This is a genomic window from Pantoea sp. PNA 03-3, assembly GCF_003201175.1.
Taxonomy (GTDB): Bacteria; Pseudomonadota; Gammaproteobacteria; order Enterobacterales; family Enterobacteriaceae; genus Pantoea; species Pantoea stewartii.
In genome coordinates this window covers 1-26369 of the sequence record NZ_QICO01000016.1, presented here as the reverse complement: position 1 = coordinate 26369, position 26369 = coordinate 1, and the positions used below count along the sequence as shown (strand labels likewise).

Sequence of the window (26369 nt, the reverse complement as noted above, 5' to 3'; positions counted from 1 at the left end):
TAAAGTTTGATTTGCTGCAACCAGTGCAGCGATGCTCAAGGAAAACGTCGTAATGAATTTCAATACGTGTTCACTCTTAAGACTTGATATTTTTTGCGTCCGGAGACGCGGATATCAATCCTGCGAGTGCCCACACAGATTGTCTGATAAATTGTTAAAGAGCAGTGCAACCAGCGGGTTAACCGTCTGTTGCGAGGTGGCGTATATTACGCTTTCCTCCTTCAGAGTCAACCTCTTTTTCAGAAGTTTTTCTCCGGCGGCTCAGTTGCCTGACCCTCTCAACACCGCATTCCGTAAGCCGTTGTGCCGTGTCGATGGAGGCGCATTATAGGGATCCGAATGAATTGCACAACCCTTTTTTTGGATCTTTTTACTGACTGCCGAGAAAACATTCATATTGATTAGATCACCAACGATCCGGCACAAAATCCCCTTGCCAGTTGGTCAGAATCGCATCAGGCTGCCAGTAAACTCAGTAAAAGGAGAACAAAATGACTGTAGCGTTACGCCCTTACAAACATCTTTTCCCAAAATTGGGTCTGCGCGTCATGGTTGATCCCACCAGCGTGGTAGCGGGTGACGTCATTATGGAAGATGATGTAGGTATCTGGCCGTTAGTCGCTATTCGTGGCGATGTGAACCAGGTGCATATTGGTGCCCGAACCAATATTCAGGATGGCAGCGTCCTGCATGTCACGCATAAATCAGAGGCCAACCCTGCCGGTTTTTCTCTGATAATTGGGGAAGACGTAACGGTTGGGCATAAAGCGATGCTGCATGGCTGCACGATAGGCAATCGCGTACTGGTTGGAATGGGCTCAATCGTACTGGATGGCGTCATTGTTGAAGACGACGTTATGATTGGTGCCGGGAGCCTGGTTCCCCCCGGCAAACGACTGGAAAGTGGCTATCTGTATGTCGGGAGCCCGGTCAAACAAATCCGGCCGCTGAATGAAAAAGAAATTGAAGGTCTACTTTACTCTGCCAGCAACTATGTTAACTGGAAGAACGACTATCTGGCCGGAGACAGCCAGACCCATCCTTCATTATCGACCTGATCGTTTCGAATGCAGTCTTCGGCCTGATCTTCCAAATCCCAGCGATGATGGCGAAACAGCGTCATCGCTTCTCCCTCACCGAACTGTTCATTAAGCGCCTCAACACTGATAGCGCAGGTTAAGCCCAACCCGTTTACCAGAACAGGGAAACAAACGGCCCTTAGTTCTGTATTCAGGCTTTCCCGATCAGGAAACTGTATCGCCTGGTTCATGACTGCATCCCGGCTTTTAATGAGGCGATGACCGGTGCGATTTCGGGCATCACCCCGTGCCATAGATGAAAGGCATGCGCGGCCTGACCCACCAGCATCCCCAGCCCGTCAGCAAGATGAGATGAACCGTGCTGCTGACACCAGCGCAGGAAAGGCGTTAAGCCACTCTGATAGAACATATCGTAGCAACGTAGCTCAGCATGAACTAATGAAGGCGGCAACGGCGGTACTTCTCCCTGAATACCACTTGATGTGGCATTAATGACAAGGTCGAAATGTCTATCCACAAGCGCGTCAAACGAACACGCATTAATCGCTCCGCGATGGGCAAACTCTGCGGCCAGAGTCTGCGCATTCAACGCCGTTCGGTTCACGACCGTGATCGTTGCTCCCATTGAAAGCAGAGGGAGAATGACGCCCCGAGCGGCCCCACCTGCCCCCACCAGCAGAAGATGGCTGTCGGGCTTAATCATCCCAAGGCGCTGAAGATCGCTGAGCAGCCCAATACCATCCGTATTGTCGCCAAGAATTTGGCCATCATCACACAGCTTTAGCGTGTTCACAGCCCCTGACAGCGCAGCGCGCTCGGTCAACTGGTCGGCAAATGCCCACGCCTGCTGTTTAAAAGGCAGCGTAATGTTCGCACCCGCCCCGCCGTCGTGGAAAAAAGTGCGGAGAGTCTCAGGAAAAGCATCAACAGGCGCATCAATACGATCATACTGAAGAGAGATTCCTGTCTGTCGCGCAAACGCCTGATGAATGTGCGGCGATTTGCTGTGACTAATGGGATGACCAAAAACTGCAAAATTTGCCATATATTAACCCTGGCGTATCAAATTGCCGCTGATGACATCGCGAATCTCAGAAGGATTGAGCCTTCCTCCTGTCTTTCCATTCAATACGGGGAACGCGGTGCCAAACTGCAATTTGACCTCTTCGACTGAACGGCACGGTGGCTGACCGGAAAGATTAGCGCTGGTCGATACCAAAGGTTTTCCAAACGCCCGGCACAGCGCCTGAACATCCGGATGATCGCTAACGCGGATGGCCAGTGAATCAAATTGCCCGGTTAACCAGCGCGGGGTAACCGGAGAAGCAGGCACGACAAAGGTGACCGGGCCTGGCCAACAGGCAAACATACGTTCACGCTGCTCCGTGGTTAAGGCCTCATCTGATACGTAAGGTTTAAGCTGATCATAATCGGCAGCTATCAGGATCAAGCCTTTCTCTACTGGCCGTTTTTTTAATGCCAGCAGTGCCATGACCGCAGATTCATTATCGGGATCACAGCCTAAGCCGAATACCGCTTCGGTGGGATAGGCAATCACAGCATGCTGGTTAAGATGGCTTGCACAATCCTGCAATGAGCCGGCAACGGGTTGATTTAACATGGTTATGTCTTATGTCTCTTGAATAATAGCTTTGCCACAACTTTTACTGGCGCAGAAAAGCCGGGTGCCCTGCGCCGTCTTTTTCTCGACTAAAAGCGGAAATTCACAATACGGACAGCGCCCCGCCACTGGCGTCAGGTTCACGGCAAACTGACAGGCTGGATAGCGTTCGCAGGCATGAAACGTTTTACCAAAACGCGAGCGGCGTTGTACCAGCTTACCCTGCTGACACTGCGGACAGTCGATCGTGGTTTCATCCGGTTTATCGATGGTTTCGGTGTAATCACACGCAGGATAGTCGCTACAGCCAATAAACATGCCAAATCGGCCCTGGCGTAATACTTTATCCGCCCCGCATTGTGGGCAAACGTGGCCTTCCAGAACTTTGACAACATGCCCATCACCCTGGTTTCCCAAAGGCTTGATATAGTCACAGGCAGGGTAATTTGCACAGCCCAAAAATGGGCCATGCTTTCCTGAACGTATAACAAGTTCTGCCCCGCATGCGGGGCAGGGATCCTGTTTACGCACAGTAAAGAGTGCGGTTTTACTCATAACAGTCATGCATTAGTAAAAATTTAATGCAGCATACCTTCGTTGACGTCGAATAGCAGTTCTTCCATCTGCTGATACGCGTTTTCACATCCAGGGATGTTAAACAGCACCATCAGCACCACCCATTTAAGATCCTCAAGATCGAAATCCAGCGTATCAAGCGCCATGACACGTTCAATGACCATTTCTCGTGTTTCCAGACTCAGTACCTGGATTTGCTCCAGGAACAGCAGGAAACCGCGGCTTTCGGCATCTAAACGCTTGCTCTCTTCATCGGTATAGATGCGCATAGAGAGCGGATCATTTGCCAGCAAAATTGGTGCGACCAGTCCTTCCTGATAGTCCGCCAATTTCTCTAACCAGTTCAACGCATTATAAATATCTTCGCGGTGGAAACCGGCATCCGTCAAGTCATCTGTCAATCTGTCCTGATCAACACCCATTTCTGTTTCGTTGTGGATATAGGTCTCAAACAAGTACATGAGTACGTCGAACATGGCATGCCCTCCTCAATCGGACATAGCCGCCGGGTACAGCTGCGATCCATCCTGCTAACTCCAGTTCCAGCAATTGAGCTGTAATAACTGGCACAGGTTGGCCGGCACGTTCAGCGACAACGTCAACAGGTGTAACCTCATCACCTACGTTAGCCAACAGCTCGGCAAATGGCAATGGAGCATCGTCACTGGCATCAGAATAAATTTCATCTGACGGGTTAACAGGTAACCAGTTAAGCATAGCGCGTAAATCTTCGACAATGTTATTAGGATGTGCCACCAACATGGCACCTTGTTGGATCAGCCAGTTTGTCCCCTCACTGCCGCTGTTACCCAGCGCACCCGGTAAGGCATAAACATTGCGATTCTGCTCTAATGCATAACGGGCTGTGACTAATGAACCACTTTTTAATGACGCTTCAATGACGAGAACACCCTGACTTAACCCACTGATAATACGGTTTCTGCGCGGAAACTGATGCGCCAGTGGCGCGGCAGTAAGCGGAAACTCCGAGATCACGGCGCCTCCCTGCATAACAATCTCCTGCGCCAGCGCAGTGTGTTTTTTGGGATACAGATGGGCCAGTCCACTCCCTAGTACGGCCACGGTTTTACCCTGCACATTTAATGCGGCACGGTGTGCCACGCCATCAATCCCGATAGCCAGCCCACTGGTTATGGTCAAACCGCTCAATGCCAGTTGTTGGGTGAACCAGTCGCACCAGTAACGGCCTGAGGGCGAACACAGACGGCTGCCTACCACCGCCAGTTGAGGTGAAGATAATACGGTTGGATCACCGTTTACATATAAGAGCGGAGGGAAACAGGCCGTTTCAAGGAGTTGAGCGGGGTAATGCGCATCCAGCGCCGTAATCAGGTGATGCGTTGGACACTGTGCCAGCCAAGTGTTAACGGTTGCCAGCCAGTCCGTGGTTTTCTGATGGGCATAATGATGTTGCGCTGTCTCGAAGCCCTTTTGGCTTAATATCACATCAATATCCTGACCTGCGCACAGTTGCTGCGCCGCGTTCAGCCAGCGTCGGCCCGTCAGGCCGGGTATCGCGGCCAGCCGCAGTAATCGCGCCCTTTTTTCCATCGTCACGGCCTCCTGATAACCGTCGCATCCCTCCGCAGAATGCTGTCAATCAGGTACTAAAAAGTCTACAATATGAGGCAGTAATCTTTTCCTTTTAGAATATAGATCTGGATATTTATGTCAGTTTTACAGGTGTTACATTTTCCTGACGAGCGCCTGCGCAAGATCGCCGCGCCAGTCAAAGAAGTTAACGCAGAAGTTCAGCGTATCGTTGATGATATGTTCGAAACCATGTATTCCGAAGAAGGTATCGGCCTTGCCGCTACGCAGGTGGATATTCATCAGCGCATCATTGTGATTGATGTCTCTGAGAACCGGGACGAGCGACTGGTATTGATCAATCCCGAGCTTCTGGAAAAAAGTGGTGAAACAGGTATCGAAGAAGGTTGCCTGTCCATTCCTGAGCAACGCGCCTTTGTGCCTCGTGCAGAGCGGGTAAAAGTGCGGGCGTTAGATCGCGAAGGTAAGCCGTTTGAACTGGAAACCGGTGACCTGCTGGCTATCTGTATTCAGCATGAAATTGATCATCTGGATGGCAAACTGTTTATCGATTATCTGTCGCCTTTAAAGCGTCAGCGAATCAAGACAAAGTTAGAAAAACTGGCGCGGCAAAACGCCCAGGCCTCTTGAGATCTGAAAAAGGGATAAACGTGTCTGCCCCGCTTAATATAATCTTTGCTGGCACACCAGACTTCGCGGCGCGTCACCTTGACGCGTTGCTCGCATCTGAGCATAAGGTCGTTGGTGTTTTCACCCAACCAGACCGCCCTGCCGGGCGCGGCAATAAGTTGACCGCGAGCCCGGTAAAAGCGCTGGCTCTTGCCCACGACATTCCGGTTTTTCAGCCCAAATCGTTGCGCCCTGCGGAAAACCAACAGCTGGTTGCCGATTTGCAGGCCGATGTCATGGTCGTGGTGGCTTATGGCCTTATCCTGCCGAAAGCCGTGCTTGAGATGCCACGTCTGGGCTGCATCAACGTACATGGTTCGTTGCTGCCACGCTGGCGCGGCGCGGCGCCTATTCAGCGCGCGCTTTGGGCGGGTGATCAGGAAACCGGTGTCACCATCATGCAAATGGATGTCGGGCTGGATACCGGTGATATGCTGGTAAAACTGGCCTGCCCTATTACTGCTGAAGACACCAGTGCTTCGTTATACGACAAGCTGGCCAGCCTCGGACCAGAAGGGCTACTGACAACCTTGTCGCAGTTACGTGAGGGCAACGCCCAGCCGGTGAAACAGGATGAAACCCTGGCAAATTATGCTGAGAAGCTCAGCAAAGAGGAAGCACGTCTTGACTGGCAGTTACCCGCGGAACAGCTTGAACGCTGCATTCGCGCCTTTAATCCCTGGCCGGTTAGCTTTTTTATGGTAAATGATCAGCCAGTAAAAGTATGGCAAGCCGGTGTTTTACCTCATGTCAATAAACGACCGGGCGAGATCGTTAAGGCTGACAAACAGGGCATTCACATTGCCACCGCCGATGGCGTACTCAATTTACTTCAGTTGCAACCCGCCGGTAAAAAACCGATGTCGGCACAGGATCTGCTCAACTCGCGCCGGGAATGGTTTGAACCCGGCTCTCTTCTGGACTGACATTCAGGCCCGGTAAATCCGGGCCTTTTGTTTGATGGCACTATCTTATGACTAAATCATCCAACCTTCGTAGCCTGTCTGCACAACTGATTGAACGTGTTGTCGATAAGGGCGAGTCACTCAATACTGTGCTGCCTGCCGCACAGAAAAAAGTCGCCGATAAAGACGCCGCTCTGGTGCAAGAGATCTGCTTTGGTGTGTTACGAACGTTACCGCAGTTGGAAGCGCTTATCGGGAAATTGATGGAGCGCCCTCTGACCGGCAAACAGCGTACGCTGCATTTTCTGATCATGGTGGGCCTGTACCAGTTACTCTACACGCGCGTCCCGGCACATGCGGCATTAGCCGAGACCGTTGCTGGTGCTGAAGTGCTGAAACGTGCCAATCTGAAAGGATTGATCAACGGTGTGTTACGTCAGTTCCAGCGCCGTCAGGAGGAACTCCTTGCCAGCATCCAGGAAGGTCCACAGCGCCATCTTCATCCCGGATGGCTACTGAACCGACTGCAGCTTGCCTGGCCAGATCGCTGGCAACAGATTGTTGACGCGAATAACCAACGCCCACCGATGTGGCTGCGGGTTAACCGTCAGCACCATACCCGTGACAGTTGGCTTGCTCTGCTGACCGCCAGTGAAAGAGAGGCGATGGCTGCAGAGGATGTGCCGGAAGCATTACGCCTGGCTTCGCCAGCGCCGGTTCACCAGTTACCCGGTTTCGACCAGGGCTGGGTTACGGTGCAGGATCTCTCAGCACAGCGCTGTGCGCTTCTGCTTGAGCCTAAAAATGGCGAACATATTCTCGATCTGTGTGCAGCGCCAGGCGGCAAAACGACGCATATTTTAGAAATAGCCCCTGACGCGCAGGTCCTTGCTGTGGATGTGGACGCACAACGACTGAAGCGCGTAACCGAAAACCTGACACGGCTGGGAATGACCGCCGAGGTCAAACAAGGTGATGGCCGTACTCCGCAGCAATGGTGTGATCAACGGCAGTTTGATCGTATCCTGCTGGATGCGCCCTGCTCAGCCACAGGCGTGATTCGCCGCCATCCGGATATCAAATGGTTACGCCGCGATCGCGATATCAGCGAACTGGCCGCTTTGCAGCGTGACATTCTGGAGGCCACCTGGACGCTTCTTAAAGCGGGCGGTACGATGATCTACGCGACCTGCTCTGTCCTACCGGAAGAGAACCATGAGCAAATCAGCGGTTTCTTACAGCGACATGCGGATGCACAGGCTGTCTCCCTTTCAGGCGCGCCCGAAACGGGCTGGCAGGTGTTCCCTGACGCTGAAGGCGGAGACGGATTTTTCTACGCTAAGCTGATTAAAGACGCTAACGCATAATGAAAAGGCTTTGAAAAGCGATGAAAATCATCATTCTTGGTGCTGGCCAGGTTGGAGGCACACTGGCCGAAAATCTGGTTGGCGAAAACAACGATATAACAGTTGTTGATACAGATTCAGCACGTTTACGTCAGTTACAGGATAAATTTGATTTACGTGTTGTGCAGGGTCATGGTTCCCACCCACGGGTTCTCCGTGAGGCGGGCGCGGAAGACGCCGATATGCTGGTCGCCGTTACCAGCTCTGACGAAACCAACATGATAGCCTGTCAAATCGCGTATTCGCTCTTCAACACGCCAAATCGTATCGCCCGTATACGTGCGGCTGACTATCTGCGCGATGCAGATAAGCTTTTTATCCCCGAAGCAGTGCCTATCGACCATCTGATTTCGCCTGAGCAACTGGTTATCGACAATATTTACCGCCTGATTCAATATCCGGGCGCGTTGCAGGTAGTTAATTTTGCTGAAGGCAAAGTGAGCCTCGCAGTCGTGAAAGCCTATTACGGTGGCCCCCTGGTGGGCAATCCATTGTCGATCCTGCGCGATCACATGCCCCATATCGATACGCGCGTAGCGGCGATTTTTCGTCAGGACCGCCCTATCCGGCCACAGGGCTCCACCATTATCGAAGCCGGTGATGAGGTTTTCTTCATTGCCGCCAGCCAGCATATTCGCGCGGTGATGAGTGAAATGCAGCGCCTGGAAAAGCCTTATAAACGCATCATGTTAGTAGGCGGCGGCAACATTGGATTTGGTCTGGCGCAAAAGCTCGAGAAAAACTACAGCGTGAAACTTATTGAGCGCAATCCCCAGCGCGCGGCAGAACTGGCTGAACAGTTGCACGACACGGTGGTCTTTTACGGTGATGCCTCCGATCAGGAGCTACTGGCGGAAGAGCATATTGAGCAGGTGGATTTGTTTATCGCCGTCACCAACGATGACGAAGCCAATATCATGTCTGCCATGCTGGCCAAAAAAATGGGCGCCAAGAAAGTTATGGTGCTGATTCAACGCCGTGCTTATGTCGATCTGGTCCAGGGCAGCGTCATTGATATCGCCATTTCTCCCCAGCAGGCGACCATCTCGGCCTTACTGGGACATGTGCGCAAAGCCGATATTGTGGGTGTCTCGTCATTACGTCGAGGCATTGCTGAAGCCATCGAAGCCATCGCGCATGGCGACGAAACCACATCGCGCGTGGTGGGACGGTCAGTTGATGATATCAAGCTGCCACCAGGCACACTGATTGGTGCTGTGGTGCGCGGCGACGATGTGATGATAGCGAATGACAATCTGCGTATTGAACAGGGCGATCACGTTGTGATGTTTTTAACCGATAAAAAGTTTGTGCCGGACGTCGAGCGCCTGTTCCAGCCCAGTCCGTTTTTCCTATAACACATAAAAAGACAGCACTGACATGTCAGTGGCTTATTGTCTGTGGTTAATGGCAAATATTGTGAGCTTTGTTAAACTTTATGGCATTGGCTAAGGCAAGGAGAGAAGTATGAGTTTATTCAAAGAGTTTCGTGATTTTGCGATGCGCGGCAACGTGGTTGATCTGGCCGTCGGTGTGATTATCGGTGCGGCATTCGGTAAGATTGTTTCATCACTGGTCGCGAACATCATTATGCCACCGCTGGGCTTGCTGATTGGCGGCGTTGATTTCAAATCGTTTAGCTGGGTGCTTAAACCTGCCGTCGGCAACACACCGGCTGTGGTTATGGAATATGGTATTTTCCTGCAAACCGTATTTGATTTCATCATTGTTGCTTTTGCTATCTTTATGGCGATTAAGCTGATGAACAAACTGTATAAGAAGAAAGAAGTGGAAAAACCGGCACCTAAGCCTACAAATGAAGAACTGCTTCTGACAGAAATCCGCGATTTACTCAAACAACAGAATACGAAAATCTAAAATAAAAAGCCGCTCTGAAGCGGCTTTTTTGTGTCTGTAAAGCAGAAGGCCAGTGATAAACGGCTTGCTTATCACTGGCCTCCCAGCCTTTCCCATGTTTTTCTTTACGCCGGTAACTGCCTTTGCCTTTTTGTTTTTCTTCAACACGTTGCCTGAACAGCGGGTCGTGTAACAATGCCTGTAAGGCGTTATCCTGTATTTGTCCTTTCGTATGACGGTATCTGGACATAACTTCTCCGGTTGAGTAATGGAATAATGCGGTGAAAAGATGAAGCAAACTCATTATATGCGCACAACAGCGACAAAAAAATACACCTTAATCGGGCACGACTTTGGTCTTAATCGCGCGGCCATATTCCCCCTCAAGAAAATCAGTGCGCATACCGGCCTGGCTCAGCCTTATCTTCAGTTGCCGTAAACGTTGTGTCTGGATCAGCGCCTCTGGATCGTCAGGATCTAAATGCTGTAAAAGATCGCTGACCTGAAGTGCTTCGCGGCGCAGCTCAAGTTCGGGTGGAAGAAAGCCTGCATTTTTTAACAGTCGGTATCCTGCACGCAGTTCAGGTGGAACCTGACTGTCGTCTTCAAGATTCAGCGGTGCGCCTTCGCCCGGCAGATCACTCAGCTCACCTTTCTCCTGCGCGGCTTTAATATGCTGTTCTGCAAGCTGATCAATTAACCACATTGTTCACCTCCTTCATAACACCACAAGCGTAGCAGACGTAAAATGACAGGCAATAAAAAACCCGCCGAAGCGGGTTTTTCACGTTGCAACAGATTACTCTGCTGCAGCTTCTGCTTGAGCTTCTGGACGATCAACCAGCTCGATGTATGCCATCGGAGCGTTGTCACCAGCGCGGAAGCCACACTTCAGAATGCGAGTGTAACCACCTGCACGGCTCGCGAAACGCGGGCCTAACTCATTAAACAGTTTTGCCACGATCTCGTTATCACGAGTACGGGCGAATGCCAGACGACGATTAGCTACGTTGTCGGTCTTGGCAAGAGTAATCAGCGGCTCAACTACGCGGCGCAACTCTTTGGCTTTCGGCAGAGTCGTCTTGATGATCTCGTGACGAACCAGAGAGCCAGCCATGTTGCGGAACATAGCCTGACGATGGCTACTGTTGCGGTTCAGTTGACGACCACTCTTACGATGGCGCATGACCTTATCCTTCTCAGTGAAACCTTAACCTGTGATCGGGTTATTCATCAGCAATGCTTGCCGGTGGCCAGTTTTCCAGGCGCATGCCCAGAGACAGACCACGTGAGGCCAGCACATCTTTAATCTCGGTAAGAGATTTTTTACCAAGGTTAGGCGTTTTAAGCAGCTCAACCTCAGTACGCTGTACCAGATCACCGATGTAGTGGATAGCTTCTGCCTTAAGGCAGTTAGCAGAGCGGACAGTCAATTCCAGATCGTCAACAGGGCGCAGCAGGATCGGATCGAATTCTGGTTTCTCTTCTTTCACTTCCGGCTGACGTACATCACGTAAGTCAACGAAAGCTTCCAGTTGTTCTGCCAGGATGGTCGCCGCACGACGAATCGCCTCTTCAGGATCGATTGTACCGTTGGTTTCCATTTCGATGACCAGCTTGTCCAGGTCGGTGCGCTGCTCTACACGCGCTGCTTCAACATTGTAGGCGATACGGTCTACAGGGCTGTAGCAAGCGTCGACCAGCAGACGGCCGATTGGGCGCTCATCTTCTTCCGAATGAATTCGGGCAGAAGCCGGCACATAACCACGACCACGCTGAACTTTGATACGCATGCTAATAGATGCGTTGTCATCGGTCAGATGGCAGATCACATGCTGCGGCTTGACGATTTCGACATCACCATCATGGGTAATGTCGGCTGCAGTCACAGGGCCAATGCCAGATTTATTCAAGGTAAGAATAACTTCATCTTTGCCCTGAACTCTTACCGCCAAACCTTTAAGGTTGAGCAGGATTTCCAGGATATCTTCCTGTACACCCTCTTTGGTGCTGTACTCATGCAGTACACCATCAATTTCAACCTCGGTCACCGCGCAACCCGGCATTGATGAAAGCAGAATACGGCGCAGCGCGTTACCAAGAGTATGGCCAAAGCCACGCTCTAAAGGCTCAAGGGTCACCTTGGCGTGCGTCGAACTCACTTGCTCGATATCTACCAGGCGCGGTTTTAGAAACTCTGTCACAGAACCCTGCATTGTGTCCTCTCTTTGGTACTAAGCTTTACTTAGAGTAAAGCTCGACGATCAGGTGTTCGTTAATGTCCGCAGACAGATCAGTACGTTCAGGAATACGTTTGAACACACCTTCCATCTTAGCTGCATCAACTTCCAGCCAGGTTGGCTTTTCACGCTGCTCAGCCAGCTCCAGAGCGGCCTTCACGCGAGATTGCTTTTTGGCTTTCTCACGGATGCTAACGACATCATTCGGAGATACCTGATAAGAAGCGATGTTAACAACGCGACCATTTACCAGAACAGACTTATGGCTGACCAGCTGACGTGCTTCCGCACGCGTGGCGCCAAAGCCCATACGATAAACGACGTTGTCCAGACGGCCTTCCAGCAGAGCCAACAGGTTTGCACCGGTGTTGCCTTTCAGACGTGCTGCTTCTTTGTAATAGTTACGGAACTGACGCTCAAGCACACCGTAGATACGACGAACTTTTTGCTTTTCACGTAACTGACCGCCGTAGTCAGACAGACGTGGCTTGCGCGCACCGTGCTGACCAGGGGCTTGTTCAATCTTACACTTGGAATCAATCGCGCGAACGCCAGACTTAAGGAATAAGTCAGTGCCCTCACGACGGCTCAGCTTGAGCTTAGGACCCAAATATCTTGCCATTTTCTTTCTCCAACTAACCTAAAAAACGGACGTTATACGCGACGTTTTTTCGGCGGACGACAACCGTTGTGAGGGATCGGAGTCACATCAGTAATGTTCGTGATGCGGAAACCAGCGGCGTTCAGAGCACGAATCGTTGATTCGCGGCCTGGACCCGGACCCTTAACCATAACTTCCAGGTTCTTAATACCGTAATCTTTTACAGCTTCTGCACAGCGCTCTGCAGCGACCTGAGCAGCAAACGGCGTAGATTTACGTGAACCGCGGAAACCGGAACCACCGGCGGTTGCCCAACCCAGTGCGTTACCCTGACGATCAGTAATGGTAACGATGGTGTTGTTAAAAGACGCATGGACATGAGCCACGCCATCTGAGACTTGTTTTCTTACACGCTTACGTGCACGAACTGGTGCCTTTGCCATTATTTACTCACCCCGATTATTTCTTGATCGGTTTACGCGGACCCTTACGGGTACGTGCGTTGGTCTTGGTGCGCTGACCGCGAACCGGAAGACCACGACGATGGCGCAAACCACGGTAGCAACCAAGGTCCATCAGACGCTTGATGCTCAGGGTGATTTCACGGCGCAGATCACCTTCAACAACGAATTTAGCAACTGCATCACGCAGTTGATCAATTTGTTCTTCAGACAGCTCACTGATCTTAACATTTTCAGCAATACCCGTTGAAGCGCAAATGGCTTTAGAACGAGTTTTACCAATACCGAAGATCGAAGTTAATGCGATAACGGTATGTTTCTGATCAGGAATGTTAATGCCTGCTATACGGGCCACTATGCACTCCTACTATTTAATATGTACGCACCATGCTGAAAAGCCCGTTTTCAGGATACTCAAATGGAAACGTACAGACATACAAAAGATTGGCTGGCTAATCTAGCCAGCTCAACCCGACTTTGCAAGAAAAATATGTGAAAATCAGCCTTGGCGCTGTTTATGCTTTGGCTCGGCGCTGCAGATCACACGAACGACACCGTCGCGACGAATGATTTTGCAGTTACGACATAATTTCTTGACGGAAGCACGAACTTTCATTTTTACTCTCCGTAACTTCTCAACCACCTGAATTAACGGCCATAGCCCTTCAGGTTAGCTTTCTTCAATGCAGACTCGTACTGACTTGACATCATCAGAGTTTGCACTTGAGCCATAAAGTCCATGATGACGACCACTACGATAAGCAGCGATGTACCGCCAAAGTAGAAAGGAACTTTCATCGCATCACGCATGAACTCCGGGATAAGGCAAATAAAGGTAATGTAGAGGGCACCGATTAAGGTTAACCGTGTCATTACTTTATCGATATATCTCGCCGTTTGCTCTCCCGGACGAATTCCCGGTACGAATGCACCAGACTTCTTCAGGTTATCTGCTGTTTCACGCGGGTTGAAAACCAACGCCGTGTAGAAGAAACAGAAGAAGATGATAGCAGTCGCATAGAGTAGCACATAAAGCGGCTGTCCTGGCTGCAAATACATCGAAATTGTTGTCAGCCAGTTCCAACCGGTACCGCCCCCGAACCACGATGCAATCGTTGCCGGGAACAGAATAATGCTGGAAGCGAAGATTGCCGGGATAACCCCTGCCATATTCACTTTCAACGGTAAATGTGTGCTCTGTGCAGCGTAAACGCGACGACCTTGTTGACGTTTCGCATAGTTCACCACGATGCGGCGTTGACCACGCTCAACGAAAATAACAAAGAAGGTCACTGCAAATACGAGAACTGCAACCAACAGCAACAGAAGGAAGTGCAGGTCACCTTGCCGCGCTTGCTCGATGGTATGGCCAACGGCCGGCGGAAGTCCCGCAACAATACCCGCGAAGATAATGATCGAGATACCGTTACCGATACCACGTTCAGTAATCTGTTCGCCCAGCCACATCAGGAACATTGTCCCGGTAACCAGACTTACAACAGCGGTAAAATAGAATGCAAAGCCTGGATTCATTACCAGGCCTTGCATACCAGGCATATTCGGCAAACCGGTAGCAATACCGATCGACTGGAATATGGCCAATACCAACGTACCGTAACGGGTGTACTGGCTAATCTTACGACGGCCAGCCTCCCCTTCTTTCTTGATTTCTGCTAAGGCAGGATGAACCACCGTTAACAGCTGGATAATAATAGATGCCGAAATATACGGCATGATACCCAGAGCAAAAATAGAAGCACGGCTGAGAGCACCACCAGAGAACATGTTAAACATTTCAATGATGGTGCCACGCTGTTGCTCAAGCAGTTTGGCAAGTACAGTGGCATCAATACCAGGGATTGGAATGAAAGAGCCAATGCGGAAGACAATCAGTGCACCGATAACAAACAGCAGTCTGCGTTTCAGTTCACCAAAGCCACCTTTGGCACTTTGAAAATCTAATCCCGGTTGTTTAGCCATCTGCTACTTATTCCTCGATTTTACCGCCAGCAGCTTCGATTGCAGCACGAGCACCTTTGGTGACACGCAGGCCGCGAACCGTTACCGGTGCAGAAACTTCACCAGACAGAATGACTTTAACGAACTCAATCTGGACACCGACAATGTTGGCTGCTTTCAGCGCGTTCAGGTCGACGATACCGCCTTCAACTTTCGCCAGATCAGACAGACGAATCTCTGTGGTGATCATTGCTTTGCGAGAGGTGAAACCGAACTTCGGCAGACGACGGTACAGAGGCATCTGACCACCTTCGAAACCGCGACGTACGCCACCGCCAGAACGTGAGTTCTGACCTTTGTGACCACGACCACCGGTTTTTCCGAGGCCAGAACCGATACCACGACCCAGACGCTTGGTAGCGTGCTTAGACCCTTCGGCCGGAGACAGAGTATTTAAACGCATCTCTTACTCCTCCACTTTAACCATGTAGGAAACCGCGTTGACCATGCCGCGTACAGCTGGCGTGTCTTCACGCTCTACGGTATGACCAATACGACGCAGACCCAGGCCAACCAGAGTGGCTTTATGCTTAGGCAAGCGGCCGATTGAACTACGGGTTTGAGTGATTTTAATAGTCTTTGCCATCGTGATTACCCCAGAATTTCTTCAACGGATTTACCACGCTTAGCAGCGACCATTTCCGGAGACTTCATATTGCCCAGGCCGTCGATAGTTGCACGAACCACGTTAATCGGGTTAGTAGAACCATAGGCTTTTGCCAGAACGTTATGTACTCCAGCGACTTCCAGAACGGCGCGCATTGCACCACCGGCGATGATACCGGTACCTTCTGAAGCCGGCTGCATGAACACACGGGACCCAGTGTGCGCACCTTTAACAGGGTGCTGCAGGGTGCCGTTGATCAGCGCGACATTAACCATGTTGCGACGGGCTTTCTCCATCGCTTTCTGGATCGCTGCTGGAACTTCACGCGCTTTACCGTAACCAAAACCAACGCGGCCGTTACCATCACCCACTACAGTCAGTGCGGTGAAGGAGAAAATACGACCACCTTTTACAGTTTTAGATACACGGTTTACCGCGATCAGTTTTTCCTGCAGTTCGCCAGCTTGTTTCTCGATGTGTGCCATCTTAGACCTCTACCTTAGAACTGAAGGCCAGCTTCACGGGCAGCATCTGCCAGTGCCTGGACGCGACCATGATATTGGAAACCGGAACGGTCGAAAGAAACACCAGTGATGCCTTTTTCGATTGCGCGTTCTGCAATAGCTTTACCTACAGCAGCTGCGGCTTCTTTATTACCGGTATACTTCAGTTGTTCAGTGATAGCTTTTTCTACAGTAGAAGCAGCAACCAGAACTTCGGAACCGTTCGGGGCGATTACCTGTGCGTAAATGTGACGCGGGGTACGATGTACCACCAGGCGAGTAGCACCCAGCTCTTTGAGCTTGCGACGTGCACGGGTCGCACGACGGATACGAGCAGATTTCTTATCCATAGTGTTACCTTACTTCTTCTTAGCCTCTTTGGTACGCACGACTTCGTCGGCGTAACGGACACCCTTGCCTTTATAAGGCTCAGGACGACGGTAGGCGCGCAAGTCAGCTGCAACCTGGCCGATCACCTGCTTATCAGCGCCTTTCAGCACGATTTCAGTCTGAGTCGGACACTCTGCAGTGATACCCGCGGGCAGCTGGTGATCAACTGGATGAGAAAAGCCCAGAGACAGGTTAACTACGTTGCCTTTAACGGCAGCACGATAACCAACACCAACCAGCTGCAGCTTCTTAGTGAAGCCTTCGGTAACACCGATAACCATTGCGTTCAGCAGCGCGCGAGAAGTACCCGCCTGCGCCCAGCCGTCAACATAACCTTCGCGCGGAGCGAAAGTCAGAGTGTTGTCAGCATGCTTAACTTCAACAGCATCATTGATAGTACGAGTCAGCTCGCCGTTTTTACCTTTAATCGAAATTACCTGACCGTTGAGTTTTACCTCTACGCCGGCAGGAACAACGACAGGTGCTTTAGCAACACGAGACATAGTATCCTCCGATTACGCTACGTAGCAGATAATTTCGCCACCAAGACCAGCCTGGCGCGCTGCACGATCAGTCATAACACCTTTCGATGTAGAAATGACAGCGATACCCATACCAGCCATTACCTTTGGCAGCTCATCTTTTTTCTTATAGATGCGCAGGCCGGGACGGCTTACTCGCTGAATGCTTTCTACAACCGCTTTACCCTGGAAATACTTAAGAGTCAGTTCCAGTTCCAGCTTGGTGTCGCCTTCGATTTTAAAATCTTCAATAAAGCCTTCTTCCTTCAGCACGTTGGCAATTGCCAATTTCAGCTTGGAGGAGGGCATGGTGACCGCAACTTTGTTCGCGGCCTGACCGTTACGGATACGGGTCAGCATATCCGCGATCGGATCTTGCATGCTCATCTGTGTTACTCCCGTGATTCAATTGGTGACAATTACCAGCTAGCCTTTTTCAGACCCGGGATTTCACCGCGCATTGCGGCTTCACGGACCTTGATACGGCTCAACCCAAACTTCCGCAGGAAACCGTGCGGACGACCTGTTTGACGGCAGCGGTTACGCTGACGTGAAGGGCTGGAATCACGCGGCAGACTCTGCAGCTTGAGAACGGCATCCCAACGGTCTTCGTCGGAAGCGTTCACATCAGAAATGATCGCTTTCAGTTCAGCGCGTTTTGCGAAGAATTTGTCTGCTAATTTCACACGCTTAACTTCGCGTGCTTTCATAGATTGCTTAGCCATTAAGTAACCCTACCTTACTTACGGAACGGGAAGTCAAAGGCAGCCAGCAGAGCACGGCCTTCATCATCAGATTTCGCAGTAGTGGTAATGGTAATATCCAAACCACGAACGCGATCGACTTTGTCGTAGTCGATTTCTGGGAAGATGATCTGCTCACGTACACCCATGCTGTAGTTGCCACGACCATCGAATGACTTAGCGGACAGGCCACGGAAGTCACGGATACGCGGTACAGCAATGGTGATCAGACGCTCAAAGAACTCCCACATGCGTTCGCCACGCAGAGTTACTTTACAGCCGATCGGATAGCCCTGACGGATTTTGAAGCCTGCAACTGATTTGCGTGCTTTGGTGATCAACGGTTTTTGACCGGAGATTGCTGCCAGGTCAGCTGCTGCGTTATCCAGCAGTTTCTTGTCAGCGATCGCTTCACCAACACCCATGTTCAGGGTGATCTTCTCGACCCGAGGGACTTGCATGACAGAATTGTAGCCGAACTCAGACATGAGTTTCTGGACTACCTCGTCTTTGTAGTAATCATGCAGTTTCGCCATCGTACTACTCCAAATTACTTGATAGTTTCGCTATTAGATTTGAAGAAACGGACTTTTTTACCGTCTTCGAATCTAAAGCCTACACGGTCAGCCTTACCGGTTGCCGCATTGAAGAGAGCAACGTTAGAAACCTGAATTGCAGCTTCTTTTTCAACGATGCCGCCTGGTTGGTTCAGAGCCGGAACAGGCTTCTGATGTTTCTTAACCAGGTTGATACCTTCAACGATGACCTTGCCAGAAGACAGGACGTTCTTAACTTTACCGCGCTTACCTTTATCTTTACCGGTTAACACGATAACTTCGTCGTTACGACGGATTTTAGCTGCCATTGTTCGCTCCTTAGAGTACTTCTGGTGCCAGAGAGATAATTTTCATGAACTTTTCAGTACGAAGTTCACGAGTTACCGGCCCAAAAATACGCGTACCGATAGGCTGCTCGCTGTTATTGTTTAAAATAACGCATGCATTACCATCGAAGCGAATGACAGAACCGTCCGGGCGACGAACACCCTTCCTGGTGCGCACCACTACCGCCTTCAGGACATCACCTTTTTTAACTTTACCACGTGGAATTGCTTCCTTGATGGTAACTTTAATGATGTCGCCGACGCCTGCGTAGCGACGGTGCGAGCCACCCAGAACCTTGATACACATTACGCGACGTGCACCGGAGTTGTCGGCGACGTTCAGCATAGTCTGTTCTTGGATCATTTCAGTGCTCCGCTAATGTCAACTACTACTTCGGGACCTAGACCTCAGGTCGATTGAAAGCCCCATAATTGAGGGCGCGGCATTATAACACCGGTTCTCGCAGATGGGTAGAAAAAATGAACGGCTCTTTCGAGCCGTTCATTAGATTTTTAAAGAGGGCAAATTCTATTACAGAATTGCTTTCTCTACAACGCGAACCAGTGTCCAGGACTTAGTCTTAGACAGTGGACGGCATTCGCGGATTTCTACCACGTCGCCGATTCCACATTCGTTGTTCTCGTCATGGATGTGCAGCTTAGTCGTACGCTTAATGAATTTTCCATAGATTGGATGCTTCACGAAACGCTCGATAGCAACAACAGCAGATTTCTGCATTTTGTCACTAACAACACGACCCTGCAGAGTACGGATTTTATCGGTCATTACGAACCCGCCTTCTCAGTCAGTAAAGTCTTAACGCGTGCAACATCACGGCGAACCTGCTTCAGCAGATGAGACTGCTGCAGTTGGCCAGATGCTGCCTGCATGCGCAGGTTAAATTGCTCACGCAGCAGATTAAGCAGCTCAGTGTTCAGCTCTTCAACGCTTTTTTCACGCAGCTCTGTTGCTTTCATTACATCACCGTCTTAGTTACAAAGGTGGTTTTGATAGGCAGTTTTGCTGCTGCCAGCTTGAATGCTTCACGGGCCAGCTCTTCTGGTACGCCGTCCATTTCATACAGGACTTTACCAGGCTGGATCAGGGCAACCCAATACTCAACGTTACCCTTACCTTTACCCATACGCACTTCCAGCGGCTTCTCGGTGATCGGTTTGTCCGGGAATACACGGATCCAGATCTTACCTTGACGCTTAACTGCACGGGTCATAGCACGACGTGCTGCTTCGATCTGACGGGCAGTCAGACGACCACGGCCAACAGCTTTCAGACCGAAAGTCCCGAAGCTAACATCCGTACCCTGCGCCAGACCGCGGTTGCGGCCTTTGTGCACTTTACGGAATTTCGTACGCTTTGGTTGTAACATAGCGACTCTCCTTACTTACGGCCTTTACGCTGCTGCTTTTTAGGTTGAGCAGCCGGTTCCGGTTGTTCAACAGCAGCCATACCACCCAGGATCTCGCCTTTGAAGATCCATACCTTAACGCCGATTACACCATAAGTGGTGTGCGCTTCAGAGGTGTTGTAGTCAATGTCAGCACGCAGAGTGTGCAACGGCACGCGACCTTCACGGTACCATTCGGTACGTGCGATCTCGGCGCCGCCCAGACGGCCGCTAACTTCAACTTTGATACCCTTCGCGCCCAGACGCATGGCGTTCTGAACCGCACGCTTCATAGCACGACGGAACATCACACGACGCTCCAGCTGTGAAGTGATGCTGTCAGCAACCAGTTTTGCGTCCAGTTCCGGTTTACGGACTTCGGCGATATTGATCTGTGCAGGAACGCCAGCGATTTTCGCGACGACCGTGCGCAGTTTTTCTACGTCTTCACCTTTCTTACCGATCACGATGCCAGGACGAGCGGTGTGAATGGTCACACGGATGCTCTTAGCTGGACGCTCGATAACGATACGAGATACAGACGCCTTAGCCAGTTCCTTAGTCAGGTACTGACGTACTTTAAAGTCGCTGTCCAGGTTGTCAGCGAATTCTTTGGTGTTCGCAAACCAGGTAGAGTTCCATGGTTTTACAATACCCAGGCGAATACCATTAGGATGTACTTTCTGACCCATTGCTAGTCTCCAGAGTCTCAGCGATCGGACACAACCACAGTAATGTGGCTGGTGCGCTTCAGGATGCGATCTGCACGACCTTTTGCACGCGGCATAATGCGCTTCATGCTTGGGCCTTCGTCGACGAAAATTTTCGCGACTTTCAGATCGTCGATATCAGCGCCATCGTTGTGTTCAGCGTTAGCAATGGCAGATTCCAGAACTTTCTTGACCAGTACAGCCGCTTTCTTGTTGGTGTAGGTCAAAATGTCCAGTGCCTGCGACACTTTCTTACCGCGGATCAGGTCAGCAACAAGGCGAACCTTCTGAGCAGAAGAACGAGCGTGGCGATGTTGAGCTAAAGTTTCCATCTCTTCCTCCTACTTATTTCTTCTTGGCTTTTTTATCAGCCGCGTGACCGCGATAAGTACGTGTCGGCGCGAATTCACCCAGTTTGTGACCAACCATTTCGTCGGAAACAAAGACAGGAACGTGCTGACGACCATTATGGACAGCGATGGTCAAACCGATCATGTTAGGAAAGATCGTTGAACGACGGGACCAAGTGCGCAAAGGCTTCTTGTCACCGCTTTCCACCGCTTTCTCTACCTTCTTCAGCAAGTGCAGGTCAATAAAAGGACCTTTCTTGAGAGAACGTGGCATGGCTTATCCTCTAATATTATTTGCTACGGCGACGTACGATAAATTTATCGGTACGCTTGTTGCTACGGGTCTTCTTACCTTTGGTCTGAACGCCCCACGGAGTTACCGGGTGCTTACCAAAGTTACGACCTTCACCACCACCGTGCGGGTGATCTACTGGGTTCATCGCGGTACCACGAACGGTCGGACGAACACCACGCCAACGGGTTGCACCAGCTTTACCCAGAACGCGCAGCATATGCTCAGCGTTACCGACTTCGCCCAGTGTAGCGCGGCAGTCAGCTTCGACTTTACGCATTTCACCTGAACGCAGACGCAGGGTAACGTAGGAACCTTCACGCGCAACGATCTGCACGTAAGCACCGGCTGAGCGAGCAATCTGACCGCCTTTGCCTGGTTTCATTTCTACGTTGTGAACGGTAGAACCCACCGGGATGTTACGCATCGGCAGTGTGTTACCTGCTTTGATCGCAGCATCAACGCCAGACTGAATCTGGTCGCCGGCTTTCAGGCCTTTAGGGGCCAGGATGTAACGGCGTTCGCCGTCTTTGTACAGAACCAGTGCGATGTTCGCAGAGCGGTTCGGATCGTACTCAAGACGTTCAACGGTTGCCGGGATACCATCTTTGTTGCGTTTGAAGTCAACCAGACGGTAAGCCTGCTTATGACCACCACCGATGTGACGGGTAGTGATGCGACCGTTGTTGTTGCGGCCACCGGATTTGCTGTTTTTTTCCAGCAATGGAGCAAACGGCTTGCCCTTGTGCAACTCTGGGTTCACCACTTTAACGACGTGGCGACGACCCGGAGATGTCGGTTTACATTTAACAACTGCCATTGTCTTTCTCCTCCGACTTACTCAGCGCCGCCGACGAAGTCCAGATTCTGGCCTTCCTTCAGGGTGACGTAAGCTTTTTTCCAGTCGCTACGACGACCGATACGCTGTCCGTGACGCTTAACCTTACCTTTAACTACCAGGGTGTTAACGTCTTTAACTTCTACTTCGAACAGTTTCTCAACAGCAGCAACGATCTCTGCTTTAGTCGCGTCTTTAGCTACTTTGAGTACGATGGTGTTGGTTTTTTCCATCGCGCTAGATGCCTTTTCAGATACGTGCGGCGCGCGCAGTACTTTCAGCAGACGTTCTTCACGGATCATGCCAGCATCTCCTCAACTTGCTTAACTGCATCAGCAGTCATAACGACTTTGTCGAAGGCGATCAGGCTAACTGGGTCGATACCCGCTGCATCACGCACGTCAACCTTGTACAGGTTACGCGCAGCCAGGAACAGATTCTCATCCAGTTCGCCGGTGATGATCAGCACGTCTTCCAGCGCCATGTCTTTCAGCTTCTGTGCCAGCAACTTGGTTTTCGGTGCTTCAACAGAGAACTGCTCGACAACGATCAGACGATCTTGACGTACCAGTTCGGACAGGATGCTTTTCAGCGCGCCGCGGTACATCTTTTTGTTAACTTTTTGACTGTGGTCTTGTGGCTTAGCAGCAAAGGTCACGCCACCTGAACGCCAGATCGGGCTCTTTACAGAACCTGAACGCGCACGGCCGGTGCCTTTCTGACGCCAAGGCTTTTTGCCTGAACCGGTAACTTCAGCGCGAGTTTTCTGCGCGCGAGTACCCTGGCGGGCGCCTGATGCGTAAGCAACAACAACCTGGTGAACCAGCGCTTCGTTGAAATCACGACCGAAGGTAGTTTCGGAAACAGTCAGCGCGCTCTGCGCGTCTTTCAATACTAATTCCATTGCTATCCCCTTACGCCTTCACAGCTGGTTTAACGATCAGGTCGCTACCGGTAGCACCGGGAACTGCACCTTTAACCAGCAGCAGGTTGCGCTCAGCGTCAACACGTACTACGTCCAGGCTCTGAACAGTTACGCGCTCATTACCCAGCTGACCTGCCATTTTCTTGCCTTTGAACACTTTGCCCGGAGTCTGGTTCTGACCGATAGAACCCGGAACGCGGTGAGACAAGGAGTTACCGTGGGTTGCGTCCTGGGTACGGAAATTCCAGCGCTTAACGGTACCTGCGAAACCTTTACCTTTAGAGGTGCCAGTTACGTCTACTTTTTTAACGTCAGCGAAAATTTCAACGCTGATGCTCTGACCTACAGAATACTCATCACCTTCAGCGGTGCGGAATTCCCACAGGCCACGGCCAGCTTCTACGCCAGCTTTAGCAAAATGACCAGCTTCAGGTTTGGTCACACGGTTTGCTTTTTTAGCACCGGTGGTAACCTGAATTGCCTGGTAACCATCGTTCTCCAGGCCTTTGACCTGAGTAACGCGGTTCGCTTCAACTTCGATTACGGTTACTGGGATAGATACGCCATCTTCAGTGAAGATGCGGGTCATACCCACTTTTTTACCGACTAAACCAATCATTGTTTCAACCTCTCAATCGCTCGATGACCTGATTAACCCAGGCTGATCTGCACGTCAACACCGGCAGCCAGGTCCAGACGCATCAGAGCATCAACGGTTTTTTCAGTTGGCTCAACGATGTCTACCAGACGCTTGTGAGTGCGAATTTCGTACTGGTCACGCGCATCTTTGTTAACGTGCGGAGAGATCAGAACGGTAAAGCGCTCTTTGCGGGTCGGCAGCGGGATCGGACCACGTACCTGCGCACCAGTGCGCTTGGCAGTCTCGACGATTTCCGCGGTTGATTGATCGATCAGACGATGATCAAACGCTTTAAGACGGATACGGATTCTTTGGTTCGACATGAGACCAAGGCTCCAAACATTTTATAGACGAAAAAAATTACTACTCGAACCCATTACGATTGATGGGAGAGTGTAATCGTTCAGCATATAACTCCACAGTTGGGAGTATTGTCAGACGGCCTAACAAACTGCCGTCTGCGATTCAGCTCGAATCGCGCCTGCCAATATCGGCAGGCCCGCGCATTATACGTAGATTTGCTCAGGAAGCAACCCACGATGCACATTTGCCACAGAAAACTGTGTTTAACGTTTTGTGTACGTCTGCACAAAAGCCCTGCAGGACGGATGTTTTCGCCCCTTTTTTTCTGGGCGCGGTTTTCCATTCTCTTTTTCTTATCCGCGACGCAGAGGACGCGTTCAGACAGACTCAGTCATCACATCAGGTTAACCGGAGGTCATCGTGTTGCTCATCATCGTTGCTGTCTCCCTGTCAGGCGGCGCGCTTGGCAGCTTTCTCGCCCTGGCCTGTCAACGTTTTAATACGTCCACTTCACCACGTCGCTGGCTGCAGTCATTGTGGACGCCGCCTTCCCACTGTAGTTACTGTCGCCGCACGATCCTGTGGCACGACAGCGTTCCGCTGATAAGCTGGCTGTGGTTGCGGGGGCACTGTCGGTTTTGTTCGCATCCGGTCGGTTTGCTGCCCGTGCTGTTTGAGCTGACAGGCGCCCTGCTCTGCCTGTTGCTGGCTTACCTGTTTTACGACAATCTCATTCATGCGCTGTTTCCGCTTCTGGCTTCCTGTTTGCTCCTCGTCCTTGCGGCCATCGACCAGCGCCACTTCCTGCTGCCAGATGTTCTCACCCACGCGCTCCTGTGGCTGGGTCTTTCACGTTTCATGTTCTTTCAGCCACTCACGGTCAGTTCGGCCATCGGTGGCGTCATGTTTGGCTATGGTTCACTTTGGTTGCTTGCCGGAATTTTTCAACAGGTTACGCGGCGGAAGGGATTAGGTTGTGGGGATATTAAACTGTTTGCCGCACTGGGCGCATGGTGTGGTTGGCAGGCCCTGCCCTTCATTGCCCTGACCGCCTGTACGACAGCCTTGATCGCTTTCGGCGCGCTGCGGATAAGGAACCGGGCGTGGTACCTGAACAGCCCGCTTCCCTTTGGCCCTTTCCTGGCCGTCGCGGGCTGGGGAGTTATCGTTAGTCAAAGCCTTACTCTTCTTTGATTTGCGCCTGCAGGTAATTCTGAATGCCCATCTTACTAATGAGATCAAGCTCGGTTTCAATCCAGTCAATATGATGCTCCTCATCTTCGAGGATGGCGATCATCATATCGCGGCTTACGTAATCATGAACTTTATCCGCATAGGCGATGGCTTCTCGCAGGTCTTTTGCGCCTTCGAGTTCAAGATTGAGATCGGACTGCAACATCTCCCCGACATCTTCTCCAATCCTGAGTCGTCCCAGATCCTGCAGATTAGGAATGCCTTCAAGAAACAGAATACGTTCGATGTATTTATCCGCATGCTTCATTTCATCTATGGACTCATGGTACTCAACGTCGTTAAGACGCATCAGTCCCCAGTTTTTGAACATCCGTGCATGTAAGAAGTACTGGTTTATTGCAACCAGTTCATTCCCCAACAATTTATTGAGATGACTTATGATTTTCGCATCGCCCTTCATTTCGCTTCCTCCGCTCATGTTTATTTGAGCGTAGATGCGGTTAAAAAGAAGTCAAAAAAACGCGATGAAAATTGTGGGTATTATCAAGTCGGTGGTGTGTGTGCGTTTACGCGATTTCTTTATATTGCGGAGCGTGCTGCATCTCTTCATCCATAATCGCGCGGGCATCCCGAATACATTTTCCACATTGCTTTCCCACGGGCACGATTTGGCGCAACTGCTGGATAGATTTGGGCTGATAACGGCGCACGACTTCACGGAGCGTTTTGTCACTGATGGCATTACACAGACAGACGTACATTTATTCATCACCCGGTCTATTTCGTGCGCACAGTGTAAATGCGAATCGTTTTTATTTCAAACCTACCTTTTGTGAGGAGAAAGCCTGCGTGATTAAATGACAGGCATAAAAAAAGAGCACCGAAGTGCTCTTTTTATTTTGCAGTGGCCACTCATGTGGCCACATCAGAGATCACAATTAAGCGATAACTTTGGCAACAACGCCCGCGCCAACGGTACGGCCACCTTCGCGGATTGCGAAGCGCAGACCTTCGTCCATTGCGATTGGGTGGATCAGGGTAACAACCATTTTGATGTTGTCGCCTGGCATAACCATTTCAACGCCTTCTGGCAGCTC

General features: G+C 50.9%; 45 protein-coding genes and 1 pseudogene. 7 read left to right on the top strand and 39 right to left on the bottom strand.

Annotated elements, in window-relative coordinates:
* Positions 1 to 491 precede the first annotated feature (491 nt).
* Positions 492 to 1058, top strand: coding sequence for a gamma carbonic anhydrase family protein (locus C7433_RS23285; protein ID WP_110269053.1), 567 nt, complete (start codon positions 492 to 494; stop codon positions 1056 to 1058).
* Here the strand turns inward: C7433_RS23285 and C7433_RS23280 are convergent.
* The 6 genes from C7433_RS23280 to dprA are packed head-to-tail and all read right to left on the bottom strand — an operon-like array spanning position 1013 to position 4809.
* Complete coding sequence (locus C7433_RS23280; RefSeq protein WP_110269052.1) at positions 1013 to 1270, bottom strand: DUF1488 domain-containing protein; 258 nt, start codon at positions 1268 to 1270, stop codon at positions 1013 to 1015. The genes C7433_RS23285 and C7433_RS23280 overlap by 46 nt on opposite strands.
* The gene (gene aroE / locus C7433_RS23275; protein WP_033741503.1) at positions 1267 to 2085 is read right to left on the bottom strand and encodes a shikimate dehydrogenase; all 819 of its coding nucleotides are present in this window, start codon (positions 2083 to 2085) and stop codon (positions 1267 to 1269) included. Before aroE ends, C7433_RS23280 begins: the two co-directional genes overlap by 4 nt.
* Before the next feature lie 3 nt (positions 2086 to 2088).
* On the bottom strand, positions 2089 to 2661 hold the full coding sequence (gene tsaC, locus C7433_RS23270) for an L-threonylcarbamoyladenylate synthase type 1 TsaC (RefSeq protein ID WP_110269051.1): 573 nt from the start codon (positions 2659 to 2661) through the stop codon (positions 2089 to 2091).
* A gap of 9 nt (positions 2662 to 2670) precedes the next feature.
* Positions 2671 to 3216, bottom strand: a complete 546-nt coding sequence (locus tag C7433_RS23265; protein WP_110269050.1) for a type I DNA topoisomerase — start codon at positions 3214 to 3216, stop codon at positions 2671 to 2673.
* Between the two features lie 23 nt (positions 3217 to 3239).
* Positions 3240 to 3713: a DUF494 family protein Smg gene (gene smg, locus C7433_RS23260; RefSeq protein ID WP_006120660.1), complete on the bottom strand. Its 474-nt coding sequence runs from the start codon at positions 3711 to 3713 to the stop codon at positions 3240 to 3242.
* Positions 3685 to 4809 carry a DNA-protecting protein DprA gene (gene dprA, locus C7433_RS23255; RefSeq protein WP_033741508.1) on the bottom strand — a complete coding sequence of 375 codons (1125 nt, stop codon included), beginning with the start codon at positions 4807 to 4809 and terminating at the stop codon, positions 3685 to 3687. The genes smg and dprA overlap by 29 nt, the downstream gene beginning before the upstream one ends.
* A gap of 117 nt (positions 4810 to 4926) precedes the next feature.
* Between dprA and def the strand changes: the two genes are divergently transcribed.
* From def to mscL, 5 genes are all read left to right on the top strand, one after another.
* Positions 4927 to 5439: a peptide deformylase gene (gene def, locus C7433_RS23250; RefSeq protein WP_006120608.1), complete on the top strand. Its 513-nt coding sequence runs from the start codon at positions 4927 to 4929 to the stop codon at positions 5437 to 5439.
* A gap of 20 nt (positions 5440 to 5459) precedes the next feature.
* Positions 5460 to 6404: a methionyl-tRNA formyltransferase gene (gene fmt, locus C7433_RS23245; RefSeq protein ID WP_006120607.1), complete on the top strand. Its 945-nt coding sequence runs from the start codon at positions 5460 to 5462 to the stop codon at positions 6402 to 6404.
* A 47-nt stretch (positions 6405 to 6451) separates the two neighbouring features.
* Positions 6452 to 7750, top strand: coding sequence for a 16S rRNA (cytosine(967)-C(5))-methyltransferase RsmB (gene rsmB / locus C7433_RS23240; RefSeq protein WP_110269049.1), 1299 nt, complete (start codon positions 6452 to 6454; stop codon positions 7748 to 7750).
* Positions 7751 to 7770: 20 nt separating this feature from the next.
* Positions 7771 to 9147 carry a Trk system potassium transporter TrkA gene (trkA, locus tag C7433_RS23235; RefSeq protein ID WP_033741512.1) on the top strand — a complete coding sequence of 459 codons (1377 nt, stop codon included), beginning with the start codon at positions 7771 to 7773 and terminating at the stop codon, positions 9145 to 9147.
* Between the two features lie 109 nt (positions 9148 to 9256).
* Entirely contained in the window at positions 9257 to 9667 is a 411-nt protein-coding gene (mscL, locus tag C7433_RS23230) for a large-conductance mechanosensitive channel protein MscL (protein ID WP_006120604.1), read from the top strand.
* On the opposite strand, the gene C7433_RS23225 is transcribed toward mscL, so the two are convergent.
* The 30 genes from C7433_RS23225 to rpsJ form a co-directional block, all read right to left on the bottom strand.
* Positions 9642 to 9896 carry an alternative ribosome-rescue factor A gene (locus C7433_RS23225; RefSeq protein WP_039343751.1) on the bottom strand — a complete coding sequence of 85 codons (255 nt, stop codon included), beginning with the start codon at positions 9894 to 9896 and terminating at the stop codon, positions 9642 to 9644. The two genes, mscL and C7433_RS23225, sit on opposite strands and share 26 nt — an antisense overlap.
* 87 nt (positions 9897 to 9983) lie before the next feature.
* Positions 9984 to 10352 carry a DUF1992 domain-containing protein gene (locus tag C7433_RS23220; protein WP_110269048.1) on the bottom strand — a complete coding sequence of 123 codons (369 nt, stop codon included), beginning with the start codon at positions 10350 to 10352 and terminating at the stop codon, positions 9984 to 9986.
* A gap of 93 nt (positions 10353 to 10445) precedes the next feature.
* Entirely contained in the window at positions 10446 to 10832 is a 387-nt protein-coding gene (gene rplQ, locus C7433_RS23215; protein ID WP_009087575.1) for a 50S ribosomal protein L17, read from the bottom strand.
* Between the two features lie 40 nt (positions 10833 to 10872).
* Positions 10873 to 11862 carry a DNA-directed RNA polymerase subunit alpha gene (rpoA, locus tag C7433_RS23210; RefSeq protein ID WP_033741519.1) on the bottom strand — a complete coding sequence of 330 codons (990 nt, stop codon included), beginning with the start codon at positions 11860 to 11862 and terminating at the stop codon, positions 10873 to 10875.
* Positions 11863 to 11887: 25 nt separating this feature from the next.
* Positions 11888 to 12508, bottom strand: coding sequence for a 30S ribosomal protein S4 (gene rpsD / locus C7433_RS23205; protein WP_006120599.1), 621 nt, complete (start codon positions 12506 to 12508; stop codon positions 11888 to 11890).
* A 32-nt stretch (positions 12509 to 12540) separates the two neighbouring features.
* Positions 12541 to 12930 (bottom strand): 30S ribosomal protein S11, encoded by a 390-nt coding sequence (gene rpsK, locus C7433_RS23200; RefSeq protein WP_004160563.1) that lies wholly within the window; start codon positions 12928 to 12930, stop codon positions 12541 to 12543.
* A 16-nt stretch (positions 12931 to 12946) separates the two neighbouring features.
* Complete coding sequence (rpsM, locus tag C7433_RS23195) at positions 12947 to 13303, bottom strand: 30S ribosomal protein S13 (protein ID WP_003850176.1); 357 nt, start codon at positions 13301 to 13303, stop codon at positions 12947 to 12949.
* Between the two features lie 144 nt (positions 13304 to 13447).
* A complete protein-coding gene (rpmJ, locus tag C7433_RS23190; protein ID WP_004160566.1) occupies positions 13448 to 13564 on the bottom strand; it encodes a 50S ribosomal protein L36 in 117 nt (38 codons plus the stop codon).
* Between the two features lie 32 nt (positions 13565 to 13596).
* Positions 13597 to 14928: a preprotein translocase subunit SecY gene (gene secY / locus C7433_RS23185; protein WP_110269047.1), complete on the bottom strand. Its 1332-nt coding sequence runs from the start codon at positions 14926 to 14928 to the stop codon at positions 13597 to 13599.
* A 7-nt stretch (positions 14929 to 14935) separates the two neighbouring features.
* Positions 14936 to 15370, bottom strand: a complete 435-nt coding sequence (gene rplO, locus C7433_RS23180) for a 50S ribosomal protein L15 (protein WP_009087579.1) — start codon at positions 15368 to 15370, stop codon at positions 14936 to 14938.
* A gap of 3 nt (positions 15371 to 15373) precedes the next feature.
* Positions 15374 to 15553, bottom strand: a complete 180-nt coding sequence (gene rpmD, locus C7433_RS23175; RefSeq protein ID WP_003850166.1) for a 50S ribosomal protein L30 — start codon at positions 15551 to 15553, stop codon at positions 15374 to 15376.
* Between the two features lie 5 nt (positions 15554 to 15558).
* Complete coding sequence (gene rpsE / locus C7433_RS23170) at positions 15559 to 16059, bottom strand: 30S ribosomal protein S5 (protein ID WP_006120595.1); 501 nt, start codon at positions 16057 to 16059, stop codon at positions 15559 to 15561.
* Positions 16060 to 16073: 14 nt separating this feature from the next.
* The gene (gene rplR, locus C7433_RS23165) at positions 16074 to 16427 is read right to left on the bottom strand and encodes a 50S ribosomal protein L18 (RefSeq protein ID WP_003850163.1); all 354 of its coding nucleotides are present in this window, start codon (positions 16425 to 16427) and stop codon (positions 16074 to 16076) included.
* A 9-nt stretch (positions 16428 to 16436) separates the two neighbouring features.
* The gene (rplF, locus tag C7433_RS23160) at positions 16437 to 16970 is read right to left on the bottom strand and encodes a 50S ribosomal protein L6 (RefSeq protein WP_033741521.1); all 534 of its coding nucleotides are present in this window, start codon (positions 16968 to 16970) and stop codon (positions 16437 to 16439) included.
* A gap of 12 nt (positions 16971 to 16982) precedes the next feature.
* Positions 16983 to 17375 carry a 30S ribosomal protein S8 gene (gene rpsH / locus C7433_RS23155; protein ID WP_006120593.1) on the bottom strand — a complete coding sequence of 131 codons (393 nt, stop codon included), beginning with the start codon at positions 17373 to 17375 and terminating at the stop codon, positions 16983 to 16985.
* Positions 17376 to 17407: 32 nt separating this feature from the next.
* Entirely contained in the window at positions 17408 to 17713 is a 306-nt protein-coding gene (gene rpsN, locus C7433_RS23150) for a 30S ribosomal protein S14 (protein ID WP_006120592.1), read from the bottom strand.
* Positions 17714 to 17727: 14 nt separating this feature from the next.
* Entirely contained in the window at positions 17728 to 18267 is a 540-nt protein-coding gene (gene rplE, locus C7433_RS23145; RefSeq protein ID WP_006120591.1) for a 50S ribosomal protein L5, read from the bottom strand.
* A 14-nt stretch (positions 18268 to 18281) separates the two neighbouring features.
* Positions 18282 to 18596, bottom strand: a complete 315-nt coding sequence (rplX, locus tag C7433_RS23140; RefSeq protein ID WP_003850150.1) for a 50S ribosomal protein L24 — start codon at positions 18594 to 18596, stop codon at positions 18282 to 18284.
* A gap of 10 nt (positions 18597 to 18606) precedes the next feature.
* The gene (gene rplN, locus C7433_RS23135) at positions 18607 to 18978 is read right to left on the bottom strand and encodes a 50S ribosomal protein L14 (RefSeq protein ID WP_006120590.1); all 372 of its coding nucleotides are present in this window, start codon (positions 18976 to 18978) and stop codon (positions 18607 to 18609) included.
* Between the two features lie 168 nt (positions 18979 to 19146).
* The gene (gene rpsQ / locus C7433_RS23130; RefSeq protein WP_006120589.1) at positions 19147 to 19401 is read right to left on the bottom strand and encodes a 30S ribosomal protein S17; all 255 of its coding nucleotides are present in this window, start codon (positions 19399 to 19401) and stop codon (positions 19147 to 19149) included.
* A complete protein-coding gene (gene rpmC / locus C7433_RS23125) occupies positions 19401 to 19592 on the bottom strand; it encodes a 50S ribosomal protein L29 (RefSeq protein ID WP_006120588.1) in 192 nt (63 codons plus the stop codon). The genes rpsQ and rpmC overlap by 1 nt, the downstream gene beginning before the upstream one ends.
* Positions 19592 to 20002 carry a 50S ribosomal protein L16 gene (gene rplP, locus C7433_RS23120; RefSeq protein ID WP_002438716.1) on the bottom strand — a complete coding sequence of 137 codons (411 nt, stop codon included), beginning with the start codon at positions 20000 to 20002 and terminating at the stop codon, positions 19592 to 19594. The genes rpmC and rplP overlap by 1 nt, the downstream gene beginning before the upstream one ends.
* An 11-nt stretch (positions 20003 to 20013) precedes the next feature.
* On the bottom strand, positions 20014 to 20712 hold the full coding sequence (gene rpsC / locus C7433_RS23115) for a 30S ribosomal protein S3 (RefSeq protein WP_006120587.1): 699 nt from the start codon (positions 20710 to 20712) through the stop codon (positions 20014 to 20016).
* A 17-nt stretch (positions 20713 to 20729) separates the two neighbouring features.
* Entirely contained in the window at positions 20730 to 21062 is a 333-nt protein-coding gene (rplV, locus tag C7433_RS23110) for a 50S ribosomal protein L22 (protein WP_002919773.1), read from the bottom strand.
* Between the two features lie 13 nt (positions 21063 to 21075).
* Positions 21076 to 21354, bottom strand: coding sequence for a 30S ribosomal protein S19 (gene rpsS, locus C7433_RS23105; protein WP_001138115.1), 279 nt, complete (start codon positions 21352 to 21354; stop codon positions 21076 to 21078).
* 16 nt (positions 21355 to 21370) lie between these two features.
* Positions 21371 to 22192, bottom strand: coding sequence for a 50S ribosomal protein L2 (rplB, locus tag C7433_RS23100; protein ID WP_006120586.1), 822 nt, complete (start codon positions 22190 to 22192; stop codon positions 21371 to 21373).
* Positions 22193 to 22209: 17 nt separating this feature from the next.
* The gene (rplW, locus tag C7433_RS23095; protein ID WP_006120585.1) at positions 22210 to 22512 is read right to left on the bottom strand and encodes a 50S ribosomal protein L23; all 303 of its coding nucleotides are present in this window, start codon (positions 22510 to 22512) and stop codon (positions 22210 to 22212) included.
* A complete protein-coding gene (gene rplD / locus C7433_RS23090) occupies positions 22509 to 23114 on the bottom strand; it encodes a 50S ribosomal protein L4 (RefSeq protein WP_006120584.1) in 606 nt (201 codons plus the stop codon). Before rplD ends, rplW begins: the two co-directional genes overlap by 4 nt.
* A gap of 10 nt (positions 23115 to 23124) precedes the next feature.
* The gene (gene rplC / locus C7433_RS23085) at positions 23125 to 23754 is read right to left on the bottom strand and encodes a 50S ribosomal protein L3 (RefSeq protein ID WP_006120583.1); all 630 of its coding nucleotides are present in this window, start codon (positions 23752 to 23754) and stop codon (positions 23125 to 23127) included.
* A 32-nt stretch (positions 23755 to 23786) separates the two neighbouring features.
* Positions 23787 to 24098 (bottom strand): 30S ribosomal protein S10, encoded by a 312-nt coding sequence (gene rpsJ, locus C7433_RS23080; protein ID WP_006120582.1) that lies wholly within the window; start codon positions 24096 to 24098, stop codon positions 23787 to 23789.
* A gap of 400 nt (positions 24099 to 24498) precedes the next feature.
* Here rpsJ and C7433_RS23075 point away from each other — a divergent pair, with 400 nt between their 5' ends.
* A complete protein-coding gene (locus tag C7433_RS23075) occupies positions 24499 to 25272 on the top strand; it encodes an A24 family peptidase (protein ID WP_110269046.1) in 774 nt (257 codons plus the stop codon).
* On the opposite strand, the gene bfr is transcribed toward C7433_RS23075, so the two are convergent.
* The 3 genes and pseudogenes from bfr to tuf all read right to left on the bottom strand — a co-directional run.
* Complete coding sequence (gene bfr / locus C7433_RS23070) at positions 25259 to 25732, bottom strand: bacterioferritin (protein WP_006120580.1); 474 nt, start codon at positions 25730 to 25732, stop codon at positions 25259 to 25261. The genes C7433_RS23075 and bfr overlap by 14 nt on opposite strands.
* 106 nt (positions 25733 to 25838) lie before the next feature.
* Positions 25839 to 26033 carry a bacterioferritin-associated ferredoxin gene (bfd, locus tag C7433_RS23065; RefSeq protein ID WP_033741530.1) on the bottom strand — a complete coding sequence of 65 codons (195 nt, stop codon included), beginning with the start codon at positions 26031 to 26033 and terminating at the stop codon, positions 25839 to 25841.
* A gap of 177 nt (positions 26034 to 26210) precedes the next feature.
* Positions 26211 to 26369 (bottom strand): annotated as a pseudogene (gene tuf, locus C7433_RS23060) (elongation factor Tu); the annotation flags it as partial.